Source organism: Nevskia sp. (genome assembly GCF_051860985.1).
Lineage (GTDB): Bacteria > Pseudomonadota > Gammaproteobacteria > Nevskiales > Nevskiaceae > Nevskia.
In genome coordinates, this window is sequence record NZ_JBIMKV010000001.1 from 70,449 (window position 1) to 85,501 (window position 15,053).

Sequence of the window (15,053 nt, forward strand, 5' to 3'; positions counted from 1 at the left end):
CCTTAGCCCCAGATCGGAAGATTGAGCCACCAGCTCCACCATTCCGGCCAACCATGGGTCCAGAACGGGCCGCTGATGACGATGCAGACTGCGCTCCAGAACACCGCGCTCAACGCCAGGAACAGGCCGAGCCGATGGATGCCGAGCGCGCCGATCGAATAGCCGATGATGTCGCGGAACAGCGTGTTTTCATGCTCGGCGGTCTTGACCGGCTCACCCTTGCGTGGATTGGTGGCTGACAGGATCAGCGAGCCGTGCAGCGACAGCGCCAGGGTGGTGGCGAAAAAGAACGTGATCGCCAGCATGTGCGCCGGGTTGTAGTGGAAATGCAGGTACTGGTAGCCGGTGTTCGACACCCAGTCGAGATGACTCAAGATGCCGTACGGAAAGCCGTGCCCCCAGGCACCCAGCAGCACCGGCCGCACCACCACCAGCGTGAAATACGCAAGAATTGCGAAGCTGAACGCAAAGGGAACGTGGTAGCCCATGCCGAGCTTCCGGCAGATTTCCACTTCCCGTAGCGCCCAGGACACGAAGGCGCCGAGCGCGCAGACCGTGATGATCTGCCACAAGCCACCTTGCGCCAGCGGCGCGATGCCGAGCCCGTAGGACAGATCCGGCGGCGCGATATTGATCTGCCAGATATTCCACGTCGGCCCCAGCGAGGCGCCGTAGATGATCAGTGCAGTACCAAGTGCTGCAAAAAATGCCGTGGTGACACCAAAGAAGCCGACGTAGAACGGCCCCACCCAGAAGTCGAACAGATCACCCCCCAGCAGGGTGCCTCCGCGGACTCGATATTTTCTTTCAAAGCTGAGCATCGCCATGACGAAGACCCCCTGGTCTGTCGGCTAGATGGGTTTTTGAAGCACTGCTTCCGGCGGCGGAATCAGCTGGACGCATCCAGTCTCATCCGCCACCGGTTGCAGGCATTGCCGTTACGACTGTCCTGCGGACCCCGTTGCAGCCGGCATCGGCGACAGCTGCGACGTCGTGGCCGGCGCCGCCGAAGCGCCACCGAGCCAGTTGTAGCGCGGCGTGCCGAGCAGGATGAAGTGAATCAGGATTGCCAGGACGAACAGGAACGTACCCAGCGCGACCAGAATGCGACGCGGGTCGAAAAGCAGCCAGATTCTCCACATGGTTAAGCCTCCTATGACGATTTGAACAACGATGATTCGATGTCCGGGCCATGCGCCCGATCAACGATTCCCACCATGCGGCGAATCAGCCCCAGGGCTTCCAGCTCCACACGAGGAAATGCGCAACCACCGCAATCGCCGTGAACAGGATGAAGCTGGTGATGAACACCCCGTGAAACTCCTTCGCTTCCTTCTCCGAGAGTCCGGACAAGGAACCGCTTCTTTCTTCAGCCATTTCCAGAACCTCCACTCAGGCCTTGACGGCCGTTACCGCGCTACCCGCGCGGCAGGGATCTCCGAGGCGGATTGCTCCACTTCGCTGATGCATGCGGTGGCCATTGGCGGCTGCCGCGATATCGGGGGGCGAAGCCGCGTTCATGCCGACGCGCCTTCGGTCAGAGCTTTCCTGGATGCCGCCAGCCGTACCGCGCTCACCGCGTCTTCACCGGCACGCCGGGCATCGGCTTCGGCGCGGTCGCGCAGGCGCTTGGCGGCGCTGATCCGTACCAGCACCGGTTGCAGTTCCAGCCATTGGTCGAGTGCAGCCTTGGCGTCGTCCAGCCAGGGCAACTCGGTGACCAGCCGCGACGGCGTGGCCTCCACGCGGTCCATGTCGGTGCCGAGCGGCAGGATGTGGAACAGCGCGTCGAAAAGCGCGTTGCAGAATTCCTGGATCAGGTAGGTCGCCCCGGCATAGCCCATGAACGGCGTGCCGGTATGGCGGCGGATGATCGCGCCCGGAAACGAGGCCGGAATGTAGGTGGCCTTCATCATGCCGCCGCCGCCAGACTCAGCCAGATACATGCGTTCGTTGTAGCTGCCGTAGAGCACCAGCGGCGGCTTGTCCTTGATCAGCTGGCGCACCGCTTCGTTGTCGGTCTTCGCACCGGCAATGCGCGAGATCGCGAAGTTGCACGGCATGCCCATCTCGTCTTCGAGGAAATGGCGCACGCCACGGGCGTAGGTGTCATTGGCAACGATGCCGAAGCTTGCCGTGCCGTAGAAATCCTGCGTCACCGAGCGCCACAGATCCCAGATCGGCTTGATCGTGGTGTGCTTCTCGCGCTCGATGAACGGCTCCGGATCAAGCCCCAGCAGCTCGCCGAGCTTGCGCAGGAACTTGGTCGTCGAATGGAGCCCGATCGGCGCCTGCAGGTACGGCCGCTCCAGCGTTTCACAGAGCAGGCGGCCGAACTCGCGGTACATGCAGATGTTGACGTCGGCGTTGATCAGCTTCGGCACATCAGCCAGATGGCTGCCGAGCGGAAACGCCAGATTGACCTCGGCACCGATGCCTTCGACCAGCCGCCGGATCTCGGCCAGGTCGCTCGGCATGTTGAAGGTGCCGTAGCAGGGCCCGATGATGTTGACCCTCGGCTTTTCCGGTCCGTTTGGGCCTTCCTTGCGCGCTTTGCGCTCAGGAACCTTCTTCAGCCCGTACTGCGTCCACAGCCAGTTCATCGACCGGTTGGCGCACTGCCACTGGTCTTCATCGATGGTGCGCGGCAGAAAGCGCAGCAGGCCGGTGCCTTCCGGCGTCACGCCACCACCGATCATCTCGGCGATCGAGCCTGTGACGACCACCGCAGGCATGTCAGGATCCAGCGCGGCATGCGCCCGCTTCATCGAGCCTTCGGTGCCCTCGCGGCCGAGCTGTTCTTCGGCTAGGCCGGTGACGACGATCGGCAGCTCGTGCGGCGGCAGCGCATCGGTGTAATGCAGCACCGAAGTCACCGGCAGGTTCTCGCAGCCGACGGGTCCGTCGATGACGACCTGCAGGCCCTTGATCGCCGTGAAAACGTACACGGCGCCCCAGTAGCCACCGGCACGATCGTGATCGAGGACGAGCATCAGATCGGCTCCTCGACCTTGGATGCCTTGCGGGCCTTTTCCATCTTCTTGGCATAGCTGGCGCGGAACTCCGGACGCAGCTTCGGTTCGTCCTGCCAGACACCGGCCTTGTCGCCGTGGCCGACACCGTCGAAGAAGGCGTCCATTGCCAGGAAGCGATCGCGATTGCCAAGTGCTGCGTTGATCACTGTCGCCAGCGAGCCAGCCCCCGCCGGCCCCATCAGCGGCCGTGCCGAAATCAGATTGGTGAAGTACAGCCCCGGCGTCCTGCGCTCCTTGGCGTACTGCACGACCGGTGTCGTGCCAATGGCGACATCGGGCTGGAATTCGTCGAACGCAGCGAGGTCCTGCTCCAGCGAGGCGCGGTACTGCACATGCACGCCCTTGGCCTGTAGCCATTCGCGATCGGGATCGCTCCACGGTGTCTGCGGGCAGGCAGTGCCGACGTAGCGGAGATCGGCACCGCTCTCGACCAGCAGCCGCGCCACCAGCAGTTCCGAGCCTTCGTAGCCGGACATCGTGATCCGGCCCTTGATCGGCGCGGCAGCCAGCGCGCACTTGATGATCGGCAGGAAGCGATTCCTGGCGGCATCGATCTGGGTCTGACTGACATTGGTCGCCTGTCCGATCGCCTGCAGCCAGGCATCGGTGCCGTCATGGCCGACCGGGGCCGAGGCCACAACCTTACGACCCGCCGCGTGGAACTCGCGGACGCTGGCGGTATAGAACGGGTGGATCGCGGCGACCGCCGCGCCGTCCAGCGCCGAATAGAGTTCGCGCCATTCGCGGGTCGGCACCACGGGGCCGGCGGCCAGGCCCATCGGCTCAAGCATCATGCCGATGATCACCGGATCGGCCGGAAACATCTCGCCCAGCAGGGTGATCGTTGGCTTGGCGCTGACGCCGCCGCGCGGCGCCGCGACCGGGCCGGCTTCGGCTTCGCTGCGGGCGTACTTCAGCATGGCCGCCGCCAGAACGTCCTTGGCTTCGGCATGGGTCGGCACGCCGAAGCCCGGCACGTCGATGCCGATCACGCGAACGCCGTTGATCTCCTTCGGCAGGATCTGCAGCGGCACGCCACTGGCCGTCGGAACGCAGAGATTGATGATCACCACGGCGTCGTACAGCGACGGATCGGCGAGCTTGAAGACCGCTTCGCGGATGTCCTCGAACAGCTTGCCGGTGACCAGGGTTTCCGAGTTGAACGGCACATAACCGACCGTGCGCCGCGCGCCGTAGAAGTGGCTGGTGAAGGTCAGGCCGTAGACGCAGCAGGCGGAGCCGGACAGCACCGTCGCCGTGCGGCGCATGCGCAGGCCGACGCGCAAGGAACCGAAGGCTGGACACATCGACTGCGGCTGGTCGTGCGGGCCTTTCGGATAATCCTTCGCGTACTGCTCCAGGGTCACGGTCTTGCCGGCCGCCTTAGCGGCCTCGGCCAACTGCGCCTTGCCGGAATGACAGCCAAGGCCGTCGCTGCCCAGCGCCTGCGGGTTGTCCAGCATCGGAGCATCGTCGGCCATGGCGCGCGGCGTCCGTCTAGACGTGGTCGTAGATGACTTCGAGCGAGGTCTTGACGACCTCGGTCTTGCCGCACATGTCGAATTCGGTCGCCGGTTCGAGCACGTAGTCGCGGCCGGTCGAGTGCGCCGAGAACAGGCCGAGCAGGCCGTCCTGCGACAGCGGCGTCGGCCGCATCGGAATGCTGGTGTGCACGTTCTCCGCGAGCTCGGCGAACATCGGCCCCCACTGGCCGCCGGGCCGGCCGACGATCTCGTAGTTGGCGCTCTTGCGGCGGATGTCCTCGTTGGCCGGAATCGTCGCCAGCACCGGAATGCCGACCGCGCTGGCAAACGCGGCCGCCTCGCCGGTGCCGTCATCGCGGTTGATGACCATGCCGGCGACACCGACATTGCCGCCGAGCTTGCGGAAGTACTCGACCGCCGAGCAGACGTTGTTGGCGACGTAGAGGCTCTGCAGGTCGTTGCTGCCGACGACGATGACCTTTTGGCACATGTCGCGGGCAATCGGCAGGCCGAAGCCGCCGCAGACCACGTCGCCAAGGAAATCGAGCAGCACGTAGTCGAAGCCCCACTCGTGGAAGCCGAGCTTCTCGAGCGTTTCGAAGCCGTGGATGATGCCGCGCCCGCCGCAGCCGCGGCCGACTTCGGGGCCACCCAGCTCCATCGCGAACACGCCGTCGCGCTTGAAGCAGACGTCGCCGATCTTCACTTCTTCGCCTGCGAGCTTCTTCTTCGAACTGGTCTCGATGATCGTCGGACAGGCCTTGCCACCGAACAGCAGCGAGGTCGTGTCGGACTTTGGATCGCAGCCGATCAGCAGGACCTTCTTGCCCTGCTGCGCCATCATGTAGCTGAGGTTGGCGAGCGTGAAGCTCTTGCCAATGCCGCCCTTGCCGTAGATCGCGATGATCTGCGTTTCCTTGGTCACCGGGCCGGTGTGGACCGCGTCCGGAGCCGATGCTGCTTCCTGGCGCAGGTAATCGGTGAGCTGGCTCAGCGGAATGGCGGACACGCCATCATCAGGTGCGCTCATTGCGGGGTGCTCCAGTCGAGAATCATCTTCAGGCAGGCGGGATCGCCGAACGCCGTGCGGTAGGCGCTGTCCGCGCTGGCCGCCGGCTGCCGATGGGTGATGAGGTTGGCCAGCGACAGGCGGCCGGATTCGGCGAGCTGCTTCGCGGCCATCAGGTCCTGCTGCTGCCATTGGGCCGCGACGCGGATCCGCGCCTCGCGCATGAACGCAGGCGGAAACGCGAACGCCAGACGCTCGCTGTAGAACCCGGCGAGCACCACTTCGCCGCCGGGTGCCAGGCGGGCGATCAGCGTGTCCAGCAGGTGGGCATCGCCGGAGACGTCGCAGATGGTCTGGTAGTCGCGGCGCGGATCGGTCTCGGGATCGATCACCGGATAGCCGAGCGCGCCATCGACGCGATCGGCATTGGTTTCCCAGACCGTCGGCGCGGCGCCGCCGAGCGCCAGCGTCATGCGCGCCAGCAGACGGCCGAGCACGCCGTGGCCAACGATCAGGTCCGGCAGCCGGGAACGCCGGCTGACCAGCGCGTGATGCGCGGTCGCCGCCAGCGCCAGCAGCGTGGCATCGATGCCGAGATGTTCGGCCACCACGATCGCCCGGGTGGCCGGCACCACCACGGTCTGCGCAGCACCACCGAACAGGCCGCGCACGTCGCCGAAACAGCGGGCGCCTGGGACAAACACCAGGTCGCCCACTTTCGCGCTCGCCGCCGGGCCGACGGCCCGCACGCGGCCCACCGATTCGTAGCCCGGCACCAGCGGATAGCCCATACCGGGGAAATCGGGCATCCGGCCGGTCCACAGCAGGCGTTCGGTGCCGGTCGAGATACCGCTCCAGCAGATGTCGACGACCACATCCTCGGCGCAGGGCTCCGCGAGCGTCAGACGCGTCAGCGCCAGGCGTTCGGGCTGCTCGAAGACGACTGCGATGGTGTCGATGCCCGTTCCTCCGGTGCGTTCAAGCGGATGGTCGAGTCCGTTGGTCGGACTTCTGTTGCTGCTGTTAGTTTAGTCTGACAGTTGAAACTGTCAATTTATATTTACTGTTTCGATGAAAATAACTGTCCGGGATTCATGACGACCGGGACGCGGCATCGGCGACCATCACCGAGGTCTGCATCGGCATCGCGGTCGGGATCAGGCGCGGCCGGGTAAAGCCAGCGGCCAGCAGCAGTTCGCCGATCCGGGCCGGCGTTCTCGGCCGGCCCCGGCCCATGGCCAGCAGGTAGAAGCCGAAGTAGGCATCGCCGACCGATTCCGCGCCCGGCGTCGCCGACATCGGTTCGGCGATCAGCACCTGGCCATCGGCCGGCAGCGCCGCGCGGGCCGCCCGCAGCACGGTCATCACCGAGGCATCGTCGTGGTCATGCAGGACCCGGATCAGGGTCACCAGATCTGCGCCGAGCGGCAGCGGATCACGCAGGAAGCTGCCGCCGACCACTACCGTGCGCGTGCCGAGGCCGTGAGCGGCAAAACGGGCGGCGGCCCGTTCGGCCACTGGCGGCAGATCGAACAGGAAGCCGTCGAGATGGGGCCAGCGGGTCGCCACGGCGGTCAGGAAGGTGCCATCGCCGCCGCCGACATCGAGCACCCGGCGGTGCCGACGCATCGACCAGGCATCGAGCACTTCGCTGGCGATCAGGCTTTGCGAAGTCGACATCAGCTGGCTGTAGGCGGCGATCCGCTCCGGCGCGAAGCCGGTGCCGGCGCGGTTCGCGCAGTACGGCCAGTAGCGCGCCAGCTCGCCATCGGCGCGGGCGCCGTCGCGCAGCAGCGCCACCGGGTCGCGCAGGTCGGCATAGAACAGTGCGTGATGCTCGATCAGCGCCGCGATGCCCGGATCGCCGGCTATCGGCGCGCCGACGCTGCCGAGTTGCAGGCGGCCATCGCGGCAGCGCGCCAGCAGCTGCAGCGCGATCGCCGCATCGATCAGCCGCTGCAAGCCCTCGGCCGGCAGACCGATGCGCAGGCGCAGCGCTTCCTCCGACAGCGGCCCTTCGGCCAGCACGCTCAGCAGGTCCAGCCGTACGCAGGCCAGCAGCACCTGCGAATAGACGAAGCCGGACACCAGGTCGAATACCGCCTTGGCCCGGCGCCGGGCGATCGGCCGGGTCAGCGTAAAGCGCGCCGCGAAACGGCGGAAGCGCGGGCTGGCGATCGCCGCATTGGCCGCCGCCTGCAGGCGGTCGCGCCAGGCAGCGGCCACGGGATCGGCACCGAGCGTGGACATGGTCGTGGCCGCGCGCCGTTCAGGCGGCGCGGCGCAGCTCGACCGGCAGCAGGTTCTGCATCTCCAGCCGCATCGCCGCCCTGAGTGCAGCGGCGCCGGTGCAATCCGGGATCGCGTCCATGGCACTGTCGACCAGGATCTGCAACCGCGCCAGCGCACCGGCCATGCCGAGTTCGCGAGCCGCGTTCGGGCGGCCGAGACTTGCGTCCTGGCCGGTCGGCTTGCCGATCTTTTCGGCGTTGCCGGCCACGTCGAGGATGTCGTCGGCAACCTGGAAGGCCTCGCCAAGCCGTTCGCCAAGTGCCCGCCACTGGCCCGGTTCGGCAAAGCCGGCGGCGGCGGCACCGGCCATCGTCGCGCCGGCAAACAGCGCGCCGGTCTTAGCCTGCTGGTAATCGGACAGCACCGCCAGCGGTTCGCATTCCCAGGCCTGCCCGGCGACGATGCCGGTTGGCGCGCTGATGGCGCGGGCAATGATCGGCGTCAGCGCCGCCAGCCGCTGTGGACGCTCGGCCAGTTCGGTGGCCAGGTGCTGGAAGGCCAGCACGATCAGGCCGTCGCCAGACAGCACCGCCAGCCGCTCGCCGAACGCCCGGTGGACGGACAGCTTGCCGCGCCGGGTTTCGGCATTGTCGAAGCACGGCAGGTCGTCATGGACCAGCGAGGCGCAATGCAGCAGTTCGATCGCCACGGCGGCGGCATTGGTGGCCGCCGGATCATCGTCGCCATTGGCCAGCGCCACCGCCAGGCACAGCCGCGGCCGGATCCGCGCGCCGCCGGGAAACACCGCATAGCGGAGAGCAGCTGCCAGCTTCGGCGGACAACCGCCGGTCTCGGTACTGGCCAGCGCGGACATCAGGGCCTGCTCGATTCGCGTCACGGTCGCCATGTCGCTTCTCCTCGTCGAAGCCGCTGCACTGAAGGGGTTGCCCGCTTTCGATCAGGCTGGTTTTATGTAAATCTCGATTTACATGATTTATGTAATTCACAATAGACATTGCCGGCAGTCGCGTCAACGCGACACGCCGGGGTCGATCCGCCGGCAGCGACGGTGACCCGGACGCGCAAGGTGCTGATCGTCGGCGCCGGTGCCGGCGGCCTGTCGGCGGCGATCGATCTCGCTGCCCGCGGCCTGGCGGTGACCGTGCTGGAGCGGGCGGCAAGCCCCGGCGGCAAGCTGCGCGAGGTCGACATCGGCGGGCTGCGCCTCGATGCCGGCCCCACGGTGCTGACGATGCGCGGCGTCTTCGAAGCGCTGTTCGCCGATGCCGGCCTCGATTTCGCCGCCGCCGTCGACCTGCAGCGCGCCGGCGTGCTGGCCCGGCACGCCTGGAATGACCAGCAGCACCTGGATCTGCACGCCGATCCGGCTCGCTCCGCCGATGCCATCGCGGCGTTCGCCGGGCCGGACGAAGGCCGCCGCTTCCTCGCCTTCAGTGCCCGTGCGCGCGCCATCCACGCCACGCTCGAAGGCCCTTTCATCCACAGCCATTGCGACAGCCCGCTGGCGCTGACCCGGGCGATCGGCCTGCATCGGCTCGGCGAGCTGTGGCGCATCGCCCCGTTCACCTCGATGTGGCGCGCGCTCGGCCAGCATTTCCGCGACCCGCGCCTGCGCCAGCTGTTCGGCCGCTACGCGACCTACTGCGGCTCCTCGCCGTTCGCCGCGCCGGCGACGCTGATGCTGGTCGCTCATGTCGAGCAGGACGGCGTCTGGCGGGTGCGCGGCGGCCTGCACCAGCTGGCGCAGGCGCTGGCCAAGGCGGCCCAGCAACTCGGCGCAACGATCCGCTACGGCAGCGAGGTGGCGACGATTCTCGACGATGGCCGGCGCGCCACCGGCGTCCGCCTCGCCAGCGGCGAGCAGCTGGAGGCTGATGCCGTGATCGTCAACGCCGATCCGGCTGCCCTCGCCTCTGGCCTGTTCGGCCCTGCCGCGTGCCAGGCGGTGAAGCCGCTGAAGCCGGCGCGACGCTCGCTGTCGGCGCTGACCTGGAACCGTGTGGCCCGCAGCAGCGGCTTTCCGCTGTCGCATCACAACGTGTTCTTTTCCGCCGACTACCGCGCCGAATTCCGCGATCTGCTGGTCGATCGCCGCCTGCCCCGGGCACCGACCGTCTACCTCTGCGCCCAGGACCGGGGCGACCACGAGGGGCCGGTTCCAGCCGAAGGCGAACGCCTGCTGTGCCTGGTCAATGCGCCGCCCGACGGCGATCAACAGTCCCTGTCTGCCGAGAGTGTGACGACATGCGAATCCGCGACCTTCGCGCTGCTGGAACGCTGCGGCCTCAAGCTGGAACGGAATCCGGCCCGCACGGTGATCACCACGCCGGCGGATTTCCATCGCCTGTTTCCGGGGACTGGCGGAGCGCTGTACGGCCCGGCCTCGCACGGCTGGATGGCCTCCTTCCAGCGGCCGGGGGCGCGCAGCCGGATGCCGGGGCTGTACCTGGCGGGCGGCAGCACCCATCCGGGGCCGGGCGTGCCGATGGCGGTGCTGTCGGGCCGGCTGGCCGCCAGCCGGCTACTGGCGGACCTCGGTTCGATGCACCGGTCGCTGCCGGTGGCTATCGCTGGTGGTACGTCGACGCCCTCAGCGATGACGGCCGGCACGGGCTGACGCTGATCGCCTTCATCGGCAGCGTCTTTTCGCCGTACTACCGGCGCGCCCGCCGCCACGCACCGGCCCCCGAGCCGCTCGATCACAGCGCCTTCAACGTGGCGCTGTACGGGGCATCGGGCCATCGCTGGGCGATGACCGAACGCCGACGCGGCAGCGTGAGCCGCGATGCCGACAGTCTCGCGATCGGCGACAGCGCCCTGGACTGGAACCGGGACGGGCTGACCATCTCGCTGAACGAGACCACGGTGCCGTGGCCGTCGCCGATCCGCGGCTGCCTGCGGCTGGAACCGCAGGCGCTGGCCCGCCACACCGAAACGCTAGCCGCCGGCCATGGCTGGCAACCGATTGCCGCCAGCGCCCGCATCGAGGTGCTGCTGCAGGCGCCAAATTTGCGCTGGACCGGCCACGCCTATTTCGACAGCAACCACGGCGACACGCCGATCGAAGACGCCATGCGGCGCTGGCACTGGTCGCGCAGCCCGCTGCGCGACGGCGGCGCAGCGCTGCTCTACGACATCGAGCGCCGCGACGGCAGCACGGCAGCACTGGGCCTGCGCTTCGATCATCACGGCGAGGCGGAGCACTTCGCTGCGCCGCCGCCGGTGGCGCTGCCGCATAGCGGCTGGCGCGTCGCACGGCAATCGCGCGGCGACGCTGCGATCGTCGAGACGCTGGAGGACACACCGTTCTACGCACGCTCCACGCTGGCCGCAACACTGTGCGGCGAGGCCACGCTAGGCGTGCATGAAAGCCTGGATCTCGATCGCTACCGGCATCCGCTGGTGCAGTGGATGCTGCCGTTCCGGATGCCGCGAGCGCGGCGCTGAGCCGCGCCGGCAGCGGCAGCGGGCCGTTACTGCAGCAACCCGCGAAAGCGCCGTGCCCGCGACTCGAGGAGTCTAAGGTCGCCGCTGCGGTTGAGGCGCCGGCTGCAGCGCGGCAGCCTCTGTCGTCAGGCCGGCGGCGCCAGGCTCATGGCGATCGTCATGCGCCGCTGGCCGCTGCGCCGTCCGCCGGCGACAGGCCGACGGCGGCTTCAGCCCAGGGCGGCGTGCTGCGGCGCCGCGCCTGCGCCTGGCGCTCCTCCCGCTCCAACCGCTCGAACAGGTTCAGCACCCAGACCGCCCGTGCCCGGAAGCGCCACCACGGCAGTGCCATGTCACCGCCGGTGGCGATCGGTGGCGGCAGCGGTGCCTGCGCCACGGCCTCGATCAGGAAGCGGCATTCGGGGATGACGGCCACAGCGGCACCGGCCATCGGGTCCGGTTCGCGCGTGTAGGCCTGCATCAGCAAGGCCAGCTTGCGCCCGGCCGGCACGATGGCGCGCTGGCGGATCGAGTCGCCGCCGCGACGGCGCAGTTCGTGACCGATCTCGGCGTACAGCAGCCGGGCCGCCGTGATGCCGGGCCGGCACGCCGACGGCAGCCGGGCAATGCCGGCATCAACCTGCGCGTACAGCCGGTCGGCCTCGCACAGCAGACGTTCGATGACGACCCGCAGGCGACGGTCGAAGCGGGGGGCCGCGAGCCAGGCGTCGGGGTCGATGCCGACGTCGCGCAGCCAGCTGCGCGGCAGGTAAAGACGGCCGTTGCGGGCATCCTCGCCGACATCGCGGGCGATGTTGGTCAGCTGCATGGCCGTGCCGAGATCGCAGGCCCGGGCGATCGCCTCCGGCGCCCGCACCCCCATCAGCAACGCCATCATCGCGCCGACGGTGCCAGCCACCCGCGCCGCGTAGGCATGTACGTCGGCCAGCGTCTCGTGAACGCGCGCCGTGGAATCCCATTCGAAGCCCTCGATCAGCGCATCAAGAAGCGCCCGAGGGATGGCATGGCTGACCATGACGCGGGCCAGCGCACGGTCGGCCGGAATCGCCAGCGGCGTGCCGGCTTCGATGCGATCGAGCCGGTCGCGCAGCCGCGCCACGGCCTGCGGGCCGCCGCCGTCGACATCGACCGCGTCGTCGGCCAACCGGCAGAACGCGTACAGCGCGCAGGCCGGGGCGCGGATCGCGGCCGGCAGCAGCAGCGAGGCCACGTAGAACGACTTCGAACCGGCCCTCAGCAGGCGGCGGCAGGCGGCGAGATCGGCGGCCGGCGTGGCGGCCAGGTCGGGCTCAGACATGGGCGAAATGCGCGGCGGCCGGCACCACGGCGTCGAGCACGCGGGCCGATGACAGCACGCCCGGCAGGCCGGCACCGGGATGGGTGCCGGCACCGACCAGGTACAGGTGCTCGACGTCCTCGCTGCGGTTGTGCGGCCGGAACCAGGCGCTCTGGGTCAGGATCGGTTCCAGGCTGAATGCCGCGCCGTTGACCGAGTTCAGCCGATCCTGGAAGTCCTGCGGCGTCAGCAGCCGCTGGGTGACGATCTGCTGCCCGAGGTCCGGCAGCACGGTCGCCGACAGCAGCTTCTCGATCGCCTGGCGATAGCGCTCGGCAGTGGTCGACCAGTCGGTGCCGCTGCCGAGGTGCGGCACCGGCGACAGCACGTAGAAAGTGTCGCAGCCGTCCGGCGCCAGCGAGGGATCGGTGGCGGTGGGCCGATGCAGGTACAGGCTGAAGTCATCGGCCAGCACCTTGCGGTCGAAGATATCGCCGAGCAGTTCCCGGTAGCGCGGCCCGAGCATGATCGTGTGATGTTCGACTTCCGGGTACTGGCGGCGCGTGCCGAAGTACCAGACGAACAGGCCCATTGAATAGCGCGCGCGTTCGAGCTTGCCGTTGCTCCAGCGGTGCCGCGCCGCTGCCGGGAGCAGGTGCCGGTAGGTCCAGGCGGCGTCGGCATTCGACACCACGATGTCAGCAGCGATGCACTCGCCATCGACCAGCCTGACGCCGACCGCCTTGCCGGCCTCGACCAGGATCTCGGCCACTTCGCTGTTGCAGCGCAGGGCATTGCCCTGCCCCTCGATCAGATCAACGAGCCCGGTGACCAGGCGGCCGGTGCCGCCCATCGCGAAATGCACGCCCCACTTCCGCTCCAGGTGGGCGATCAGGCAATACACCGACGTGGTGCTGAACGGATTGCCGCCGACCAGCAGCGGATGGAAGCTGAGCACGGTGCGCAGGCGCTCGTCGCGGACGTATTGCGATACCAGGCCGTAGACGGTGCGGTAGCTGGCCAGCTTCATCAGGTCCGGCAGCACCTTGACCATGTCGATGATCGAGTTGAACGGCACATGGCCCAGCTGCTCGAAGCCGACTTTGAAGATCGCTTCGCTGGCCTGCATGTAGCGCTCGTAGCCGGCGACATCGTCGGGCGAGAACTTCGCCACTTCGCGCCGCATCGCGTCGGCATCGCCGGTGTAGTCGAAGCAGTCGCCGTCAGCGAAGCGGATCCGGTAGAACGGCGAAACCGGCCGCAGATCGATGTCGTCGGCGAGCCGCCGGCCGCACAGCGTCCAGAGCTCCTCGAACAGGAACGGCGCCGTGACGATGGTCGGCCCGGCATCGAAGGTATAGCCCTGCTGCCGGTAGACGTAGGCCCGTCCGCCCGGGGCATCGAGCTTTTCCAGCACTGTCACCCGATAGCCGCGGGCACCGAGCCGCACGGCTGCGGCCAGGCCGCCAAAACCGCTGCCGATGACCACCGCGTGGGGCCGTGAATCGGGACAGATATCGGGCGGGAACTGCAGAGGTGCATTCATGTATTGACAGTATCAATGTCAATCAATCATGACAATGCGGAAGCGGCCAGCCGCTGCTGCACAACCCCGGCCGCGCCTTGTGCCGCCGGGGTTGTATGACGCGGTGACGACCGCTACCGTGCACGCCTCTTTCGTGAAACCGAGCCCGACATGAAGCTGATCACCGGAATCATCAAGCCGTTCAAGCTGGACGAAGTACGCGAGGCGCTCGCCGCGATCGGGGTGTCCGGCATCACCGTCACCGAAGTGAAGGGCTTTGGCCGCCAGAAGGGCCATACCGAGCTGTACCGGGGTGCGGAGTACGTGGTCGACTTCCTGCCGAAGCTGAAGATCGAGATCGCGGTGCGCGACGACCTGGTCGACGCCACGATCGATGCCATCACCAAGGCCGCCCATACCGGCAAGATCGGCGACGGCAAGGTGTTCGTGGCCGAGCTGGAACAGGTGCTGCGCATCCGTACCGGCGAAACCGGCCCGGACGCCATCTGAAGCCGCCGGCGGCGCCTCAGGCGCTGCCACAAAAAAGGCGGAAGGTCTCTCGACCTTCCGCCTTTTTTGTTGCGCCGCTACCGTTCAGCGACGGCTGCGGCGCGTTCCGGATCAGGCCGGGGCGAAGCAGTAGCAGCAGATCTTGTTGCCGTCCGGATCGCGCACATAGGCGGCGTACGCCGTCGGCGTGAACGAACGCGGGCCCGGCGCGCCTTCGTCCTTGCCGCCGTGGGCCAGCGCGATTTCGTGGAACTTGTGCACCGCTGCCCGCGACGGTGCAGCGAAGCTGATCGTGCCGCCGTTCGCGTAGGTCGCCGGCAGGCCGTTGCCCGGCTTGGTGATCATGAACAGATCGGAATCCGCTGCGCCGGAACTCCACAGCGATGCCGCGTCAAAGTTCATGACGCGCTTCAGGCCCATCGTCTCGAGGACGGCGTCATAGAACTTGCGGCCGCGCTCGACATCATTGGTGCCAACGACCACATGCGTGAAAATACCCATGGTGATTTCTCCT

At 67.7% G+C, this 15,053-nt stretch carries 14 protein-coding genes and 1 pseudogene; 3 read left to right on the plus strand and 12 right to left on the minus strand.

From position 1 onward, the window contains the following. Window positions 1-2: 2 nt before the first annotated feature. The 9 genes and pseudogenes from pufL to ACTIGJ_RS00365 form a co-directional block, all read right to left on the minus strand. Window positions 3-827, minus strand: a complete 825-nt coding sequence (gene pufL / locus ACTIGJ_RS00325; protein WP_439638282.1) for a photosynthetic reaction center subunit L — start codon at window positions 825-827, stop codon at window positions 3-5. A gap of 111 nt (window positions 828-938) precedes the next feature. Beyond that, a complete protein-coding gene (gene pufA / locus ACTIGJ_RS00330) occupies window positions 939-1,142 on the minus strand; it encodes a light-harvesting antenna LH1, alpha subunit (RefSeq protein ID WP_439638283.1) in 204 nt (67 codons plus the stop codon). A gap of 91 nt (window positions 1,143-1,233) precedes the next feature. Next, window positions 1,234-1,377: pseudogene (gene pufB, locus ACTIGJ_RS00335) on the minus strand (light-harvesting antenna LH1, beta subunit); the annotation flags it as partial. A 140-nt stretch (window positions 1,378-1,517) separates the two neighbouring features. Then, window positions 1,518-2,993: a chlorophyllide a reductase subunit Z gene (gene bchZ / locus ACTIGJ_RS00340; protein ID WP_439638284.1), complete on the minus strand. Its 1,476-nt coding sequence runs from the start codon at window positions 2,991-2,993 to the stop codon at window positions 1,518-1,520. Then, window positions 2,993-4,516, minus strand: a complete 1,524-nt coding sequence (gene bchY, locus ACTIGJ_RS00345) for a chlorophyllide a reductase subunit Y (RefSeq protein WP_439638285.1) — start codon at window positions 4,514-4,516, stop codon at window positions 2,993-2,995. Before bchY ends, bchZ begins: the two co-directional genes overlap by 1 nt. Before the next feature lie 16 nt (window positions 4,517-4,532). After that, on the minus strand, window positions 4,533-5,549 hold the full coding sequence (locus ACTIGJ_RS00350; protein ID WP_439638286.1) for a chlorophyllide a reductase iron protein subunit X: 1,017 nt from the start codon (window positions 5,547-5,549) through the stop codon (window positions 4,533-4,535). Further along, window positions 5,546-6,487, minus strand: coding sequence for a chlorophyll synthesis pathway protein BchC (bchC, locus tag ACTIGJ_RS00355; protein ID WP_439638639.1), 942 nt, complete (start codon window positions 6,485-6,487; stop codon window positions 5,546-5,548). Before bchC ends, ACTIGJ_RS00350 begins: the two co-directional genes overlap by 4 nt. Before the next feature lie 133 nt (window positions 6,488-6,620). Beyond that, entirely contained in the window at window positions 6,621-7,778 is a 1,158-nt protein-coding gene (locus ACTIGJ_RS00360) for a methyltransferase (RefSeq protein ID WP_439638287.1), read from the minus strand. A 19-nt stretch (window positions 7,779-7,797) separates the two neighbouring features. Beyond that, window positions 7,798-8,667, minus strand: coding sequence for a polyprenyl synthetase family protein (locus ACTIGJ_RS00365; RefSeq protein ID WP_439638288.1), 870 nt, complete (start codon window positions 8,665-8,667; stop codon window positions 7,798-7,800). A 162-nt stretch (window positions 8,668-8,829) separates the two neighbouring features. Between ACTIGJ_RS00365 and crtD the strand changes: the two genes are divergently transcribed. Together crtD and ACTIGJ_RS00375 are read left to right on the plus strand one after the other, a co-directional pair. Beyond that, window positions 8,830-10,398: a 1-hydroxycarotenoid 3,4-desaturase CrtD gene (gene crtD, locus ACTIGJ_RS00370; protein WP_439638289.1), complete on the plus strand. Its 1,569-nt coding sequence runs from the start codon at window positions 8,830-8,832 to the stop codon at window positions 10,396-10,398. Window positions 10,399-10,532: 134 nt separating this feature from the next. Beyond that, window positions 10,533-11,228 carry a hydratase gene (locus ACTIGJ_RS00375; protein WP_439638290.1) on the plus strand — a complete coding sequence of 232 codons (696 nt, stop codon included), beginning with the start codon at window positions 10,533-10,535 and terminating at the stop codon, window positions 11,226-11,228. Between the two features lie 157 nt (window positions 11,229-11,385). Here ACTIGJ_RS00375 and ACTIGJ_RS00380 read toward each other — a convergent pair whose 3' ends face one another. Both ACTIGJ_RS00380 and ACTIGJ_RS00385 read right to left on the minus strand, forming a co-directional pair. Next, entirely contained in the window at window positions 11,386-12,525 is a 1,140-nt protein-coding gene (locus ACTIGJ_RS00380) for a phytoene/squalene synthase family protein (RefSeq protein ID WP_439638291.1), read from the minus strand. Further along, on the minus strand, window positions 12,518-14,050 hold the full coding sequence (locus ACTIGJ_RS00385; RefSeq protein ID WP_439638292.1) for a phytoene desaturase: 1,533 nt from the start codon (window positions 14,048-14,050) through the stop codon (window positions 12,518-12,520). The genes ACTIGJ_RS00380 and ACTIGJ_RS00385 overlap by 8 nt, the downstream gene beginning before the upstream one ends. Before the next feature lie 150 nt (window positions 14,051-14,200). Here ACTIGJ_RS00385 and glnK point away from each other — a divergent pair, with 150 nt between their 5' ends. Next, entirely contained in the window at window positions 14,201-14,539 is a 339-nt protein-coding gene (gene glnK, locus ACTIGJ_RS00390; RefSeq protein WP_439638293.1) for a P-II family nitrogen regulator, read from the plus strand. 111 nt (window positions 14,540-14,650) lie between these two features. On the opposite strand, the gene ACTIGJ_RS00395 is transcribed toward glnK, so the two are convergent. Continuing rightward, on the minus strand, window positions 14,651-15,040 hold the full coding sequence (locus ACTIGJ_RS00395; protein ID WP_439638294.1) for a VOC family protein: 390 nt from the start codon (window positions 15,038-15,040) through the stop codon (window positions 14,651-14,653). Window positions 15,041-15,053 lie beyond the last annotated feature (13 nt).

Coding starts and splice junctions, on each gene's coding strand:
- pufL (WP_439638282.1), bottom strand. CDS start 827: ATGGCGATGCTCAGCTTTGAAAGAAAATATCGAGTCCGCGGAGGCACC.
- pufA (WP_439638283.1), bottom strand. CDS start 1,142: ATGTGGAGAATCTGGCTGCTTTTCGACCCGCGTCGCATTCTGGTCGCG.
- bchZ (WP_439638284.1), bottom strand. CDS start 2,993: ATGCTCGTCCTCGATCACGATCGTGCCGGTGGCTACTGGGGCGCCGTG.
- bchY (WP_439638285.1), bottom strand. CDS start 4,516: ATGGCCGACGATGCTCCGATGCTGGACAACCCGCAGGCGCTGGGCAGC.
- ACTIGJ_RS00350 (WP_439638286.1), bottom strand. CDS start 5,549: ATGAGCGCACCTGATGATGGCGTGTCCGCCATTCCGCTGAGCCAGCTC.
- ACTIGJ_RS00360 (WP_439638287.1), bottom strand. CDS start 7,778: ATGTCCACGCTCGGTGCCGATCCCGTGGCCGCTGCCTGGCGCGACCGC.
- ACTIGJ_RS00365 (WP_439638288.1), bottom strand. CDS start 8,667: ATGGCGACCGTGACGCGAATCGAGCAGGCCCTGATGTCCGCGCTGGCC.
- ACTIGJ_RS00375 (WP_439638290.1), top strand. CDS start 10,533: ATGACCGAACGCCGACGCGGCAGCGTGAGCCGCGATGCCGACAGTCTC.
- ACTIGJ_RS00380 (WP_439638291.1), bottom strand. CDS start 12,525: ATGTCTGAGCCCGACCTGGCCGCCACGCCGGCCGCCGATCTCGCCGCC.
- ACTIGJ_RS00385 (WP_439638292.1), bottom strand. CDS start 14,050: ATGAATGCACCTCTGCAGTTCCCGCCCGATATCTGTCCCGATTCACGG.
- glnK (WP_439638293.1), top strand. CDS start 14,201: ATGAAGCTGATCACCGGAATCATCAAGCCGTTCAAGCTGGACGAAGTA.
- ACTIGJ_RS00395 (WP_439638294.1), bottom strand. CDS start 15,040: ATGGGTATTTTCACGCATGTGGTCGTTGGCACCAATGATGTCGAGCGC.